This window comes from Streptomyces sp. NPDC060028 (genome assembly GCF_042736725.1).
Classification (GTDB): domain Bacteria; phylum Actinomycetota; class Actinomycetes; order Streptomycetales; family Streptomycetaceae; genus Streptomyces.
The window spans coordinates 23870-38318 of the sequence record NZ_JBHWVJ010000042.1; the positions used below are offsets into that span (position 1 = coordinate 23870).

The 14449-nt window shown below is 73.2% G+C and carries 12 protein-coding genes; 2 read left to right on the plus strand and 10 right to left on the minus strand.

Features of this window, described 5'->3' with window-relative positions; genetic code table 11:
* Window positions 1-46 precede the first annotated feature (46 nt).
* From ACFWBF_RS21535 to ACFWBF_RS21555, 5 genes are all read right to left on the minus strand, one after another.
* The gene (locus ACFWBF_RS21535) at window positions 47-961 is read right to left on the minus strand and encodes a transcriptional regulator (protein WP_385604143.1); all 915 of its coding nucleotides are present in this window, start codon (window positions 959-961) and stop codon (window positions 47-49) included.
* Complete coding sequence (locus ACFWBF_RS21540; RefSeq protein WP_385223527.1) at window positions 958-1374, minus strand: hypothetical protein; 417 nt, start codon at window positions 1372-1374, stop codon at window positions 958-960. Before ACFWBF_RS21540 ends, ACFWBF_RS21535 begins: the two co-directional genes overlap by 4 nt.
* Window positions 1375-1535: 161 nt before the next feature.
* Window positions 1536-1790: a helix-turn-helix domain-containing protein gene (locus tag ACFWBF_RS21545; protein ID WP_385604146.1), complete on the minus strand. Its 255-nt coding sequence runs from the start codon at window positions 1788-1790 to the stop codon at window positions 1536-1538.
* Window positions 1791-1972: 182 nt separating this feature from the next.
* Complete coding sequence (locus tag ACFWBF_RS21550; protein WP_385604237.1) at window positions 1973-2587, minus strand: DUF6461 domain-containing protein; 615 nt, start codon at window positions 2585-2587, stop codon at window positions 1973-1975.
* Between the two features lie 54 nt (window positions 2588-2641).
* The gene (locus ACFWBF_RS21555) at window positions 2642-3205 is read right to left on the minus strand and encodes a TetR/AcrR family transcriptional regulator (protein ID WP_385604149.1); all 564 of its coding nucleotides are present in this window, start codon (window positions 3203-3205) and stop codon (window positions 2642-2644) included.
* A 130-nt stretch (window positions 3206-3335) separates the two neighbouring features.
* On the opposite strand from ACFWBF_RS21555, the gene ACFWBF_RS21560 reads away from it, so the two are divergent.
* Window positions 3336-4604, plus strand: coding sequence for a PucR family transcriptional regulator (locus ACFWBF_RS21560; protein WP_385604151.1), 1269 nt, complete (start codon window positions 3336-3338; stop codon window positions 4602-4604).
* On the opposite strand, the gene ACFWBF_RS21565 is transcribed toward ACFWBF_RS21560, so the two are convergent.
* From ACFWBF_RS21565 to ACFWBF_RS21580, 4 genes are all read right to left on the minus strand, one after another.
* Window positions 4495-6462, minus strand: coding sequence for an APC family permease (locus ACFWBF_RS21565; RefSeq protein ID WP_385604153.1), 1968 nt, complete (start codon window positions 6460-6462; stop codon window positions 4495-4497). The two genes, ACFWBF_RS21560 and ACFWBF_RS21565, sit on opposite strands and share 110 nt — an antisense overlap.
* Before the next feature lie 37 nt (window positions 6463-6499).
* Window positions 6500-8008 carry a helix-turn-helix domain-containing protein gene (locus tag ACFWBF_RS21570; protein WP_385604156.1) on the minus strand — a complete coding sequence of 503 codons (1509 nt, stop codon included), beginning with the start codon at window positions 8006-8008 and terminating at the stop codon, window positions 6500-6502.
* A 196-nt stretch (window positions 8009-8204) separates the two neighbouring features.
* Window positions 8205-8660 (minus strand): (2Fe-2S)-binding protein, encoded by a 456-nt coding sequence (locus ACFWBF_RS21575; RefSeq protein ID WP_385604159.1) that lies wholly within the window; start codon window positions 8658-8660, stop codon window positions 8205-8207.
* A 15-nt stretch (window positions 8661-8675) separates the two neighbouring features.
* On the minus strand, window positions 8676-10742 hold the full coding sequence (locus ACFWBF_RS21580) for a molybdopterin cofactor-binding domain-containing protein (protein ID WP_385604162.1): 2067 nt from the start codon (window positions 10740-10742) through the stop codon (window positions 8676-8678).
* A gap of 644 nt (window positions 10743-11386) precedes the next feature.
* Here ACFWBF_RS21580 and ACFWBF_RS21585 point away from each other — a divergent pair.
* Window positions 11387-12811 carry a PP2C family protein-serine/threonine phosphatase gene (locus tag ACFWBF_RS21585; RefSeq protein WP_385604165.1) on the plus strand — a complete coding sequence of 475 codons (1425 nt, stop codon included), beginning with the start codon at window positions 11387-11389 and terminating at the stop codon, window positions 12809-12811.
* Between the two features lie 119 nt (window positions 12812-12930).
* Here ACFWBF_RS21585 and ACFWBF_RS21590 read toward each other — a convergent pair whose 3' ends face one another.
* Complete coding sequence (locus ACFWBF_RS21590; RefSeq protein ID WP_385604168.1) at window positions 12931-14415, minus strand: hypothetical protein; 1485 nt, start codon at window positions 14413-14415, stop codon at window positions 12931-12933.
* Between the last annotated feature and the right edge of the window lie 34 nt (window positions 14416-14449).

The window sequence follows — 14449 nt, forward strand, 5'->3', positions numbered from 1 at the left end:
CTCCGCTCGGAGCGGTCGGCGCGCAGGGCCGGTCGCAGCGGGAGCCTCACAGGCTTGCCTCCAGTGCGTCGCGTAACCGGCGGAGCAGCGCCACGTCCGGGGATTGGGTCTGGGTCATCCAGTCGGGCAGTGGTGTTTCGGCGGGCGCCGCGGCCGGCTCGTGCGGGGTCTCGACGAGCCCCGCCGCCGCGAGGCGCCGTACGTCGAGCAGGGTGTGGAAGGCCGGCCGGCCCAGCACCCACGCGAGGTCCGCCGGTGTCCGTACGCCGTCCGCCCGCCCGAGCAGGATCCGCTGTCGGGCGGTCACCGTCTGGCCGGGGGCGGCGGCCCGGGGCACCACCGGGGCGGTGTCCAGCAGCGGGTACGGCCAGACGGCGTCGAGCAGTTCCCGGCGGCGCCTGGTCTCGCGCTCGACGGCGGCCGCCGGCACCGAGCGGACGGAGCCGATCCAGTGGGTGGCACCGCGGCGGAACCGGGAGGGGCCGCTGCCCGGGGAGAGTGCGAAGAAGGCGGCGTCGAAGATCGCGGCGAGATGGCAGATCTCCAGCTCGCCGCCGGCCATGCCGCCGCTGTCGACGAGGAAGCGGGCGACCTGGCGCCGGGCGCCGGCCTGATCGACGGCCTCCCGCCAGCGCTCGGGGGCGAGGCCGCCGCCGGTGGTCAGCAGGACGTCGAGGCCCGGGGTGGCCGGGCTCTCCGCGTGTACGACGCGCCCGTCCTCCAGGAAGAGGGTGCCGCGGTCGCGGAGCAGGGCTCCGGTGGCGCGCTCGGCGGCGAGCCGGGTGAGGAGGGGGGAGACGGCGACGGCACCGGGGCCGGGTCCGGTTCGGCGGTCGGGTCCCGTTCGGCGGTCAGCGCCGGTTCCGCGATCGAATCCGGTTCCGCGGTCAGGGCCGGTTCCGCGATCGAATCCGGTTCCGCGGTCAGGTCCGGCGCCGCGGTCGGGTCCGGCGCCGATCATCTGAGCACCAGCCCTTCGGCCAGCGTGCGGAGTCTGTGCCGGGCCAGGGCGAGGTTGCCGTCCGCGCGGTCGAGCCACAGGTGCAGGAAGACGCTGCTGTCGAAGCTCGTCTCGACGAAGCGGAGCACGTGGTAGCCGGTGCGGGTGGTGACGATCAGGTCCTCGACGGGCAGCCCCGCCCCGGCTCCCGCCGCCCCGTCACCGCTCGCCGGCCCCTCCGCCGGGGCGAAGGACTCGTACTCGGCGGCCGCCCGGGCCAGCTCGGCGGTCTCGGCGGCGGTGGTCTCGTGGTCGCCCACAGGCGAGTCCCCCGCGGTGCCGAGGGCCAGTCCGCTGCTCCAGTCGACGAGCGCGGCCCCCCGCGCCCCTGGCAGGGCCATGGCTTCGAGCAGGCATTCGTCGATCCCGGGCACGCAGGCTCCCCTCCCGGCCGGACCGTGCGTGGTGCACAGTCGTACGGCGCGACAGGAGGGAACTTACTCAAGTTCCGCAGTGCGAAAGGGCGTTCTGGCATTTTCCGCTGGAACATGCGCGGTAGCACGTGACAGCTTGGCCGGAACCCGTCGGAATTTGATCACGAAGCGAGCGGAAGATCGTCCGCGAGCCGGAACGCACCGCCCTCCCGCTGGACGTATCCCTCATGGCTGAGGGTGCGGAGCAGGTGGTAGACGGTGGGCAAGGGGATGCCGGTGATCCGGGAGAGCCGCTTGGCCGTCGCACCGCCCTCCGCGTACATCGCCTCCACGAGGCGCAGCGCCCGCTGCACGGAGCCGATCAGGGTGGGGTTGGTGTCCTTGTGGGTGTGGTCCTGACTGTGGTCGCTGCCCATGAGTGGTCCCCCTGCTCAAGTACGAAGCCTGGCAAACCCATCAAAGTCGCTCACCCGCCGCAAAACCAAGCTGACTCGCGTAAACCTGAGCATAAGATCACCGCACGCCGCTCCGGTGACCCCATCCGCCGGGGGGGGCGGGCACCGCGTGGACGACTCGCGCCCGCCCACGCATACGGGTGTTACCGGGTGCAGGTCACGAACGCCGGGAGCGGGGTCTCCTCGATGAGGTGGCGCGGCAGGCGGAGGCCGAAGCGGTGTTCGAGGACGCCGAGGGTGCGGCGGTCGCGGTCCTCGTCCGGTTCGTCGTCGTCGGGGCGGGCGTGGGCACCGTCCGGAGCGAGGATCTTGGCCGCGACCAGCTCCGGCAGGAGGAAGTCCGGCTGGTGGCCGCCGCGCCAGCACTCCTCGCCGAAGCCGAAGCAGCAGACGAGTTCGCCGTTGCGGGCGTACGCGAACTGCTTGGGCGGATGGTCCGGTTGCGGGTCGAGGTGGACGGCCTCGACGCCCGAGCGGGAGACGTCGGCCAGCCGTTCCGCCCCGGCCGGCATGCCGTGTTCGACGGCGAAGGACCAGCCGCCCCAGCTGCCCACGCGGGCCACGCCGTCTCCGTCCACCGTCTCGGTGACCATGCTCCACGCGTCCATCGCGCCCAGCGGCCCGGGGCGGATGCCGGGTATCGCGCCGAGCCGCGCCGCGAGTTCGTCGGGGCCTATGCCCCGGGCGAAGGTCAGGCTGACGTACCAGCCGTCCCAGTCCGCCAGCCATTGGATGCCGCCCCCGGCGATGTCCGCCATCTCCACGGTCCCCTCCCGTGCAATCGTGCCGGTACTCCCCCTCCGGCACGATAGTCAGTCGGCGGGGCGCTCCGGGAGGAGGCGCTCGACCATCGCTTCAATGAGCCCCTCCACCGGGTGGGGCTCCAGCAGGGCGGGCGCCGTCAGGTCGTCCACGATCAGCCCCAGCATCGCCAGGTAGATCAGCACCACGCCCTGCCGGTCCCCGGGCAGCCCGTTCTCCAGGTGCCAGGCGATGTTCGCCTCCAGCTCGGCTCCCTGGAACCCGGACAGCTCCGCCTGGAGTTCGGGTCGGCGAGTGGCTTCCAGGCGCAGCTCCAGCATGGCGATGTGCACGCTGCGCTCGCGCCGCATGCGCCGCACGAGCTGGCCGAGGAGCACCTTGGTGTCCAGCGGGCCGGCCAGGTCGGCCGGATCGGGGACGAGCCGTTCGCGGGTGCGGTGCAGGATCTGTACGAGCAGCTGGGCGCGGTTGGCGAAGTAGTTGGAGGAGGTGCCGGTCGGCACTCCCGCGTCGGCGTCCACCGCGCGCAGCGTCAGCCCCCGCGAGCCCTCGCGTGCCAGTACTTCGATGGCGGCGTCGAGCAGCGCGGCGCGGCGCTCCGGATTCTGGCGCATGGGCGGGTTCCTGACGGTGTGGACTGCACGACATCGTGAGCACTGCACGTGCAGTGCTTCGGACACGCTAGCGGAAGCGGAACGCCTCCGCCCTCCCCACCGCGCCCTCCCCCGTGCCACCCTGCCCGTCATGGAGCGGATCGTCGAGGAGATACGCGAGGACCTGTCCCGCCGGATCGCCCTGACGGCGGACCGGCTCGCCGACCGGACGCTGGCCGAGGATGCCGCGTACGCCGCCCTGCTCGGCCGGGCCGAGCTGCGCGAGCGGTTCCACATGACCCTGAGCCAGGTCGTCGAGGCTCTGGCACGGGGCCCGCGCTGCCTGCCTCCCGGGCTCGCCGACGCCCGCGCCACCGGCTCGCTGCGCGCCGGGCAGGGGCTGCCGCTGGCTTCGCTGCTGCGCGCCTACCGGCTCGGCGGCAGACTGCTGTGGCAGACCCTGACCGAGGCCGTCGCCGCCCACGATCCGGCGGCGCTGCCCGGGCTGCTGCCGGGCGCGGCCGCGCTGTGGGACGTACTGGACCAGCTGACGGACGCGGCCGCCGAGTCGTACCGCCGGGCCGAGGCCGTGCACCGGGACGCCGAGCGGGAGCGCCGCGCGGCCCTGCTCGACGCGCTGCTCGACGGCTCCGCCACGGACGCGGCGGACGCGGCGGCCCGGCTCGGGCTGCCGGAGCGCGGCCGCTTCGCGGTCGTGGTCCTGGGCCCCGGCGACCACGGGCCGGGCGACGCAGGCACTTCGCCCGGCGCCCCTTGCGACGCCCCGCGCATCCTCTGGCGGATCCGCGCCGACGGGGAGAGCGGCCTGGTGGAGCTGGGCCACCATCCGCTGGAATCAGTACGGGAGCTGCTCGCGCCCCTCGGCGTACGCGCCGGCGTGAGCCCCGTGGTCCGGACGCCGCCGGAACTGGCCCCGGCGCGCCGGCTGGCCGTACTGGCCCTGCGCAGCGCCCCCGCGCCCGACGGGCCTGCCACCGTCCTGCTGGACGAGCGGCTGCCGGCCGCCCTGGTCGCGGCCGAGGCCGAACTCGCGGGCCGGCTGCGCCAGGTGGTGCTGGGTCCGGTGCTGGCCCTGCCGGCGGCGGAGCGTCTGGTGCTGCTGACCACCCTTGGCACCTGGCTGGCCTGCCACGGCTCGACGACGTACGCCGCCCAGCGGCTGTACTGCCACCGCAACACCGTCTCCAACCGGCTGCGCCGCCTGGAGCACCTCACCGGCCGCACGCTCTCCGACCCCGTGCACGTGGTGGAGCTGGCGCTGGCCCACACCGCGGTCGTCCAGCAGCGGGCTAGTGCTCCGCAGCCGCCGCCCCGGAGGCCGCCACAGGCTCCCCCGGCTCCCCGGCCCGCGCCGACTCCAGCAGGTACGGGACGTCGATCACCGCGACTCCCGGGGTGAACAGCAGCCTCGCCTTCAGCCGGAACGCGTTCTGGTTGTGCAGGGGCTGCTCCCACCAGTGGCCCACCACGTACTCCGGGATGACCACCGACAGCATGTCCGTGCCCTCGGCGGCCGCCTGCTCCTGGACGTACGCGAGCACCGGCCCGACCACCTCGCGGTACGGGGAGTGCAGCACCTTCAGCGCGACCCCCGGGTCGTGTTCCGCCCAGGCCTCGCGCAGCCGCTCCGCGTCCGCCTCGTCGGCGGCGACCGAGAGGGCGGTCAGCGTGTCCGGCCGCAGGCCCTGCGCGTAGCCGAGGGCCTTGAGCGTGGGCGCGTGGACGGAGGAGACGAGGACGACGACGTGGTGGCGGGAGGGCTTGCGCGGTTTGACCCCGGGCGCGACGGCCACCTGCCGGGAGACGGCGTCGTAGTGCCGGCGGACGCCCTTCATGCCGAGGAACAGCAGTGGCATCGCGATCACGACCAGCCAGGCGCCGTGCGTGAACTTGGTGATCAGGACGATGACCAGGACCACGGAGGTCATGATCGCGCCGACGGCGTTGATGGCGCGCCTGTGGTGGATGTGGATCCGCTCGGCGGCCGGGGTGTCGGGCGAGTCGAGTTCCTGCTTCCAGTGCCGGACCATGCCCGCCTGGGAGAGGGTGAAGGAGACGAAGACGCCGATGATGTAGAGCTGGATGAGGCGGGTCAGCTCCGCGTCGAAGGCGACGATGAGGGCGATGGCGGCGAGCGCCAGCAGCACGACGCCGTTGGAGTAGACGAGCCGGTCGCCGCGGTTGAAGAGTTGGCGCGGCGCGAACCGGTCCTTGGCCAGGATCGAGGCGAGCATCGGGAAGCCGTTGAAGGCGGTGTTCGCGGCGAGTACGAGCACGCTCGCGGTGACGGCCTGGAGCAGGTAGAAGAGGAAGTGCCAGCTGCCGAAGGTGGCGCGGCCGATCTGCGCGAGGGCGGTGGAGGTGGGCGTACCGGGGGGCAGGCCCAGCTCGGTCGGGCTCGCGGCCACGTGCACCTCGTAGACCATGGCGAGGATGGTGATCCCGCTGAACATGGTGACCGCCAGGGCGCCCATCACGGCCAGTGTGGTCGCCGCGTTCCTGCTCTTGGGCTTCTGGAAGGCGGGTACGCCGTTGCTGATGGCCTCGACGCCGGTCAGCGCCGTGCAGCCGGAGGCGAAGGCGCGCAGCGCGAGCAGCACCAGCGCGAGTCCGGTGTAGGTTCCGGCCGCGGTGATCGGCAGGTCGGCGGACTCGGAGCGGATGGAGTCCCCGGTCGCCATGCGGACGGCGGCGACGGCGAACATCAGGTAGATGACGAGGACGAAGCCGTAGGTAGGGATCGCGAAGAGCCGCCCCGACTCCCGTACGCCGCGCAGGTTCACCAGGGTGAGCAGCACCACGAAGCCCACCGACATGCCGACTGCGTGGTCCGTGAGGGCGGGGATGGCGGAGGTGATGGCGGCGACGCCGGAGACCACGGAGACGGCGACGGTCATGACGTAGTCGACGAGCAGTGCGCTCGCGGCGGTCAGCGCGGCAGTCTCGCCGAGGTTCTTGGAGCTGACGATGTAGGCGCCGCCGCCGCCGGGATAGGCGTGGCAGGTCTGCCGGTACGAGGCGACGACCACCACCAGCAGGAAGACGATGGCGGCGGCCGCGTACCAGGCGAGGTGCAGGAGCGCGACGCCGCCGAGAGCCAGGATCAGCAGGATCTCCTCGGTGGCGTAGGCCACGGAGGAGAGCGGGTCGCTGCAGAAGATCGGGAGCGCGAGCCGTTTGGGCAACAGGGTCTCGCCCAGCCGGGCGGTGTCGAGCGGTTCACCTACCAGCACGCGTTTCAGATTGATGCGCCTCATTCAGGCATGATCGTCCATTTTGTCGCGAATCCAGGGCCTATGCCGCCTGTGTCACTCCGCCGAGTTCCTCGGCCCGGTGGGCCAGCCACAGGTCGTGGCGGGCGCTCGGCGACTGCAGGAGCGAGCGCTCCAGCAAGGCCTCGATCCGGCTCAGCCGCTTGCGGGTCCCGGGCACCGAGATGCCGAGGGCGGCGGCCGTCGGGGCCAGGTGCGCGTCGTGCTCCAGCCAGGCCCGTACGGTCTCGCGCGCACCCGGCGGCGCGTCCGGCCCGGCCAGCGGCGCCAGATGGGCGCGGGCCCACGCCACGAGCGCGGGATCGCGCAGTACGCCGTCCAGCGCGCCCGCGGCCGCCGGCCCGGCGGCTCCCGGCTCGCCCGGGGTCAGGCGCAGCGCGAGCGAGAGGGTCGCCTGGTCGGCCAGGCGCCCGAGGTCGAGGCCGAGGACCGTTTCGACCAGGCGGAGCCGGGTGGCCAGGGTGTTGCGGTGGATCTTCAACAGCCGGGTGGCGTGCGAGGTGAAGTTCAGCCAGGCGTGGGCGGTGGCCCGAAGCTCCTGCGGGCCGGGGTCCTGGGGCCGCCGGGGCTCGTACGCGTACAGGGGCGCGAGCAGCGCCTCGGCCCAGCCGGCCCCGGCCTCGTGCGCGGCCAGCTCCAGTTCGGGGGCCGCCCCGAAGCGGGCGTGGCGGCGGCAGCGGCCGCGCGCGACGGCCAGCGCGTGGAAGGCCTGGGTGTAGGCACCGGGCGCCTGACGCAGGCAGCTCTCCGCGCTGACCCCCACCACGCAGTCGGGGGCCACCCCCACCAGCGCCTCGGCGAGGGGATCGTGTCCGGCCGAGGTCGCGACCAGATCGGTCGGCACCAGCACGATGAGGTGGCGGACGTAGACCGGGCACCGCACGATCCAGGCCCGCCCGCCCGTCAGCTCCTCGAACAGCCGGGTGACCGCGGCCCGCTGTCCGGTCCGGCACTCGACGACGTACATCCGCATCGGGTCGGGCAGCGAGGGCCCGAGCGTCTCGGCGATCTGCCGGGCGGTGGAGAGCCGGCCGTTCATCATCAGGTGCAGCACGGCCTCGCGGGCCCGCGATTCGGCGAGCCCCGCCCGCGCCTCGCGCCGCCCGGCCTCCTCCGCGCCCAGCACCAGGGCCAGCGGTACGGCGGCGTCCGCGAGCAGCGCGGGCACCCCCGGGTGGTGCGGCAGTTCCACCACGGCGGCCAGCGCGCGGCCCCCGTCCAGCGCGAACAGCAGCGCGGCCGAGCCGGTGTCCCGCAGCACGGCCGACCGTGCGCCGCGGGCCGACAGTTCGGCGGCCGCGCGCACCGCGAGCTCCGGACCCCGCGGCTGCGCGGTGTCGAGCACCGCGGTCCAGCCGCCGATCCGGGCGGCGAGCCACTCCAGCAGCGCCGCCGAACCACCGGTGTGGGCGAGGCGGTGCAGCCGGAGGATGTCGTCGGACCGGGACCAGGGCGCGGACGCGGGCGGCGGGGTGGGGCTGTGCGGAATGGGATGTTCCCTTCGGCGCGGGGCAGCGCCGCATTCAACCACCCGCCGCACACTGTGCGCTGTGAAACCCGTCTCGCCGGCTCACTGGGCAGGGCGAATCCTGCCAACAGGCTGTCGGGTGCGTAGGTTTGACCCTGAGCGGCGGGGCCCCGGCGCCGGCCGTTTCGACGGAGCACGGGGGAAGTACCGGGACCCTGCCGCCTTGCCCACGCGCCGCCGCGACGCCCCCGACCGCGGCTCACATCTTGGCGGCGGCGCTGCGGATGGCCTCACGGATGCGGAAGTAGGTCCCGCAGCGGCAGATGTTGGCGATGGCGTCGATGTCCGCGTCGGTGGGCTCGCTGGTCCGCTTGAGCAGGGCGACGGCGGCCATGATCTGGCCGGGCTGGCAGAAACCGCACTGGGAGACGTCCTGTTCGAGCCAGGCTTCCTGCACCGGGTGCAGATCGTCCCCGTTCGCCAGGCCTTCGATGGTGGTCACCGACTTCCCGGCGCACGCGGAGACGGGCACCACGCACGGGCGGACGTCCGTGCCGTCGAGGTGGCTGGTGCAGGCTTTGCAGACGTCCACCCCGCAGCCGTACTTGGGGCCGGTGACGCCCAGCATGTCGCGGAGCACCCACAGCAGGGGCAGGTTGTCGGGCGCGTCCACGGTGACGCTCTGCCCGTTGACGGTGAAGGTGTGCGAGGGCACGGCGAACTCCAGCGGTTAGCGCGGGTAGGGGGTGAAGTCGACGTCGAAGTCGAGGGGGAAGCTGCGCGGCTTGGATCCGGTGGCCCGGGCCCAGGCGTTGGCGATGGCGCCCACGGCGGCGGGGAGCCCCAGTTCGCCCGCGCCGCCCGGCTCGGTGCCGGTGGCCGGGAGCACGAAGACCTTGACCTCGCGCGGGGTGTCCCGCTGCTTCGCCCAGTGGAACTGGCTGTAACTGCCTTCCAGCGGCAGCCCCTTGTCCAGGTGCAGCCCGGCCCGCAGGGTGGTGGAGATGGCGTCGGTCAGGCCGCCGATCATCTGGGCCTCCAGTCCGCGCGGGTTGACGGGCAGGCCGACGTCCACCGCGATGACCGCCTTCGTGACGCGGACGTGCTCCGGGTCCCGGGTGTCGATCTCGACCAGGCAGGCGGTGCGGGACTTGTACTCCTCGTGGAAGGCGATGCCCTGCGCGCAGCCGGCCGGCAGGGTCCGACCCCACTCCCCCTCCGTGGCCACCTTGTCGAGCACCGCCCGCTGCGCGTTGGTCTTCAGGAAGGCCCGCCGGAAGGCATACGGGTCCTTGCCGGTCCGCGCCGCGAGCTCGTCGACCACGATCTCCTCGGCGCCCCGGGTGTTGGCGGAGTACACGGAGCGCCAGGAGCCGGTGGGGATGCCGGTCGGCACCTCGGAGAGCAGCTGGGTGGTGAGCCCGAAGTTGTACGGGGACTTGATGGTGGTGAGGAACAGCGTCTGGGCGAGGGTGGCGTTGCCGATGCCGAGCGGGAGACTCGCGGCGGTGGCGGTGATGATCTCGCCGAGCCCGTGCCGGAAGTCGGTCTCGGCGGCGGCGACCCGGTGCTCGAAGCTCAGCACCTCGCCGAGCGCGTAGGTGGCGCGGATCTTGTGGTGGGTGGCGGGGCGCATCCGGCCGTGCCGGGTGTCGTCCACACGGGTCCACATCAGCCGGACCGGGCGGCGGCAGGCCTTGGAGACGCGGGCGGCCTCCAGGGCGGCGTCGAAGAAGAGCCGCCGCCCGAAGGAGCCGCCGGCCTGGACCACGTGCACGGTGACCTTGTCGAGGGGCAGCCCGAGATCGGCGGCGATGGTCTCCCGGGCCACGATCGGGGACTTGAGCCCGGACCAGATCTCGGCGCGGTCCTCGCGTACGTCGGCGACCGCCGAGTTGGTCTCCATCGGGGCGTGGCTGACGAAGGCGAAGTCGAACTCGGCGTCCACGTACGGGGTGAGCAGCGGCGGCACCAGCAGCGGCGGGGTCGCGGCGCGCAGCTTCGTACGGATCTCGGCGTCGGAGAGCCGGTCCGCGGGGCCGGGGCCCCAGGTGACCTGGAGGGCCGCCTTCGCGTCGAGGGCCTGGCCGAAGGTCTCGGCGACGACGGCGACCCCGGTCGGGATGGTGACCACGTGCAGGACGCCGGGCATGGCGCGGACCGCGGCGAGGTTCTCGACGGAGCGGACGCTGCCGCCGAGCGAGGGCGGGCGGCGCACCACGCAGGGCTTGGCCCCGGGGACGTCGAGGTCGAGGGTGTAGCGCTGGGCGCCGGTGACCATGGCGCGGGCGTCGATCCTGCTGGTCGGCTTGCCGACGAGGGCGTGCTTCGCCGGCTGTTTGGGGGTGGCGCCGAGGACGACGAGCGCCGGGTCGGCGGCGGCCGCGGCGAGGGAGCCGTAGTCCGCGGTGCGGCCGTCGGGGGCGCGGACGGCTCCGCCGGCGGTGGTCAGGGCGCCCGCCGAGAGGCCCCAGCGACGGGCGGCGGCCGCGACCAGGCGGGCCCGGGCGGTGGCGGCGGTCTGCCGGACCGGACCGTAGAGGGAGCGTATGGAGTTGGAGGAGCCGGTGAGCTGGTTGAACAGCAACTCGGGTCGGGCGTCGTCGAGTTCCACGCGTACGCGATCGAGCGGGGCGTCCAGCTCCTCCGCGACGAGCATCGCGACGGCCGTGGTGAGGCCCTGGCCGACCTCCTCGCGGGGCAGCCGGAAGCGGATGGTGCCGTCGGCCTCGACGGCGAGCGCGAGCAGGGCGGAGGTGGGCGCGCCCGCCAGGATGAACAGGTCGCCCAGGTCCACCAGGTCGGCGATGGCGGGCAGGGTCGGGATCGCGGCGTGGGCGGCCTGGGGGGGCGAGGGCGTCGGCCCCGGCCCGGGTGACGAGGGCGAGGGTCGGCGCCGCGACGAGGTAGGTGAGGAAGGAGCGGCGGCTCTGCCCGGTCATGTCTGTGTGTCCCCACCCTGCGCGGGTCCGCCCGCGCGGACCTCCCCCAACCAGTTACCGACACGTAGGGTAGCCATCGGCGCGTGGTCTTTGGAAGGCGGTGGCGGAGTCCTTCGTTCGGGGGGCTTCGGAACCGTCGTGTTGATCCGGCTCTCACGCAAGTGGAAGGGGACACACGTCTCGTACACCTCGGCCGTACGAGCGAGCGCCCGCCACCCCGGGGCCGGTTTCCGGCCGTGCGTGCGTATGGCTCCCGGGCGGCGCCGGGAGGGTTTCCACAAGCGTGTCGAGCCCCGGCGCGACAAGGGGCGTGCGGGGCGTGTCGGCCTGGCCGGAAACATTCGTACGGCCGGGGAGGGCCGGGAGGCCTTTGACATATGCCCGGAGCAAGGACGCTACGGATGTTGCCAAACGCCTTACAGGCCCTCGCTGCCTGTGCAACAGTCGTTACCGGTCCTTCCTTCAGACTTGGCCGTGCCGCGCCTGTATCGGAGTTCTCATGCCGTCCCACCTGTTCGCGGACCGTCCCGCGCAGCCGCCCGAGCCGGGGTCGGTGGACGCGCTGATCTCCCAGACCCGCAGACTCCGGGGAGAAGTGGACGCGGTCCGCCGCGACACCGTCGTGGACGACGACGACGCCCAGGGCCGCTGGCAGCGCGCACTGTGCGATCTCGCCGTCCACCACCTCGACGACCTGGGCGAGCACCTCGGCCAGCTCAAGGAGGGCCTGCCGCCGGCGCCCGAGACCGTCGAACTCCCGCAGGCCGCGCCCGAGTCCGGCGCCGAGGCACAGCAGACGCGGGTCGGCAGCGCCGAGTGGAACCTGCTGACCGACGAGGTCAGCTGGTCCGACGAGCTCTTCCAGATCTTCGGGCGCTCCCCGGAGGCGGGCGCGCTCCCCCTCGACGAACTGGGGTCGACCCTCTTCTCCGAAGACCAGCCGCTGCTGACCGCGATGGTCACCGCGTGTCTGGTGGACGGCAAGCCGATAGACGGCGAGTTCCGCATCGTCCGGGCCGACGGCCGGGTCCGGACGCTGCACATGAGGGGCGAGCCGGTACTCGACTCCGACGGCTGCACGGCCTCCATGTGGGCCGTACTGCGGGACGTGAGTGAGCTGCGCCGGAGCCAGCGGGCGGTGCGCGAGTCCCGTGACTCGCTGCAGCGCCGGCGGGAGATCGCGCAGACCGAGCGCCGGCTGGCGGTCGAGCTGCAGGAAGCCGTGCTCCCCCCGTGGCGCGGCTCCCTGCGGTTCCCGCACGACAGCAGCGGCGCGCTGGACGTGGCCGCGCACTACCTGCCCTCCGCGACCAGCGCGCTGATCGGCGGGGACTGGTACGACGCACTCCACCTCCCCGACGGACAGTCGATGCTGACGGTCGGCGACCTGACGGGCCACGGGGTGACCGCCACCTCCGGGATGGCGATGATGCTCGGCGCCCTGCGCGGGATGGCCATGGCCGGCATCGAGCCCGGCCCGCTGATGGGCTGGCTCAACCAGCTGCTGGAGACCTCCGTACAGCCGGCCCTGGGGTCGGCTGTTTGCTGTCGCTACGATCCCGCGCGCCGGGTTCTGTCCTGGGCGCAGGCGGGCCACCCGGCCCCGCTCCTCTTCCGCCGCGGCACCGGCAGGTCGCTGCTGCCTCCGGAGGGCGTGCTGCTGGGGGCGACCTCCGGGGCAACGTACGGGCAGGCCGAGGAACGGCTCGAGGTGGGCGACGTGCTCGTGCTGCACACGGACGGACTGACCCCGCGCAGCATCGAGTTCAGCCGGGCGGACGGGACCGAGCGGCTGCTGGCGCTCGCGCCGCGGTTCTCGGCGGCGCGGTCGGCGCAGGAGTGCGTGCGCCTGGTGATCGGGGAGTTCGGCGAGGGAGAGCGTGAGGACGACGCCTGCGTGCTGGTGGCCCGGATCGGCGCATAGGACCCGGCTCGCGGCTGCCGCTGCCGCTGCCGCCGTTCGGTACTTCTGGGGCCGCGCCGGAAGGCGCGGCCTTGCTCGTCTCCGTGCGGTTGCCGATGCGGACCCGTACGAGCCGTCCCCTATACGGGGCGCGGCGCCGCCGGGCCGGTCGGGAGGACCACCTTGATCTCCTCGCGCAGGTCCTCGACGCGCGCGCAGCCCGCGTACTGGCCGGTGAGCCGGTACATCTCGCGCAGCCGGTCCCATGTCCGGTGCGAGGAGGTCTCGTTCATCGACACCAGGGCGAGGCGGGCGTAGCGGTCGGCCTGCTCGGGATCATCCGCGATGAAGCAGGCCGACGCCATCGAGATGTAGTCGAAGATCTGCGAGCGCTGGTGCCCGTTCGCGCGCAGCCTCAGGGCCTCCTTCGCGTGCCTCTGGGCGATCGGCGCGGCCGAGGCGTCGTGGTCGGCGAGGGTACGGAAGGCCAGCGCCTGCATGCCGTGCAGGTCGGCCTCGTCGAAGTGCTGCATCCAGGACGGCGGCGGCACGTCCCCCTTGTCCGACACGAACAGGTCCTCCGCCTCCCCCAGGGTCCGGCGCATGGCCTGGCCCTTGCCCAGCGCGGCCTGCGCCCAGGCTTCGATGGTGTGCAGCATGGCGCGGGTCCGGGGCAGGGTCTGCTCGCCGGAGCCGGACCTCGCCAGCTTCATCAGGTCCAGGGCCTCGTGCGGTTTGCCCAGGTGGACCATCTGGCGGGCGGCCCGGGAGAGCGCCTCCCCGGCGCGCGGCCGGTCGCCGCCCTCGCGGGCCGCGTGCGCGGCGATGACGAAGTACTTCTGCGCCGTCGGCTCCAGGCCGACGTCGTGGGACATCCAGCCGGCCAGCACCGCGAGGTTGGCCGCCACCCCCCACAGCCTGCTCTGGAGGTGGTCGGGGTGGTGGTACGCCAGCATGCCGCCGACCTCGTTGAGCTGCCCGACCACGGCTTTGCGCTGGAGTCCGCCGCCTCTGGAGGCGTCCCAGGCGCGGAAGACCTCCACCGAGTGCTCCAGCGCTTCGATCTCCTGGGAGCCGATCGGCGCTGCCTCGTAGCGGTCGTAGGCGGCGGGGTCGGCCTGGAAGGAATCGCCGAAGCGCCGGGCCTCGCCGGTGGGGGTGGGGTCGGTGTGGAGCCAGTCGTACATGGCATTGCTGAGGGCTGAGCCGGCGGTGAGCGCGGCGCCCGCGCCCATCAGGCCGCGACGGTTGAGCATGAGGTCCATTCCCGTGAATTCGGTGAGGACCGCGGCTGTGCGTTCGGGCGCCCAGGGCATTCCGTCGGGGTTCTCCTTCGCCCCGTCCGGCTGCCTTTTGGAGGTGCGCCGCTGCCGTACGAACCCGAGGTCCTCGATGGTCACGACACGACCGAGCCGCTCGGTGAACAGTGCTGCCAGTACCGTGGGCACCGGTTCGCGCGGGGTCTCCCCCATGTCGATCCAGCGCCGCACCCGCGAGGTGTCGGTGGCCAGTTGGTGGTGGCCCATGGAGGCCGCCTGCCGGTTGACCATCCTCGCCAGTTCGCCCTTCGACCAGCCGGCCAGGCCGAACAAGTCGTTCAGACGGGTGTTTGGTCCTTTGCTCACGTCAAGCCCCCAGGTTCTCGGCTGAGTTGACAGT

Coding starts and splice junctions, on each gene's coding strand:
- ACFWBF_RS21555 (WP_385604149.1), bottom strand. CDS start 3,205: ATGCGCCAGAATCCGGAGCGCCGCGCCGCGCTGCTCGACGCCGCCATC.
- ACFWBF_RS21565 (WP_385604153.1), bottom strand. CDS start 6,462: ATGAGGCGCATCAATCTGAAACGCGTGCTGGTAGGTGAACCGCTCGAC.
- ACFWBF_RS21535 (WP_385604143.1), bottom strand. CDS start 961: ATGATCGGCGCCGGACCCGACCGCGGCGCCGGACCTGACCGCGGAACC.
- ACFWBF_RS21560 (WP_385604151.1), top strand. CDS start 3,336: ATGGAGCGGATCGTCGAGGAGATACGCGAGGACCTGTCCCGCCGGATC.
- ACFWBF_RS21550 (WP_385604237.1), bottom strand. CDS start 2,587: ATGGCGGACATCGCCGGGGGCGGCATCCAATGGCTGGCGGACTGGGAC.
- ACFWBF_RS21585 (WP_385604165.1), top strand. CDS start 11,387: ATGCCGTCCCACCTGTTCGCGGACCGTCCCGCGCAGCCGCCCGAGCCG.
- ACFWBF_RS21545 (WP_385604146.1), bottom strand. CDS start 1,790: ATGGGCAGCGACCACAGTCAGGACCACACCCACAAGGACACCAACCCC.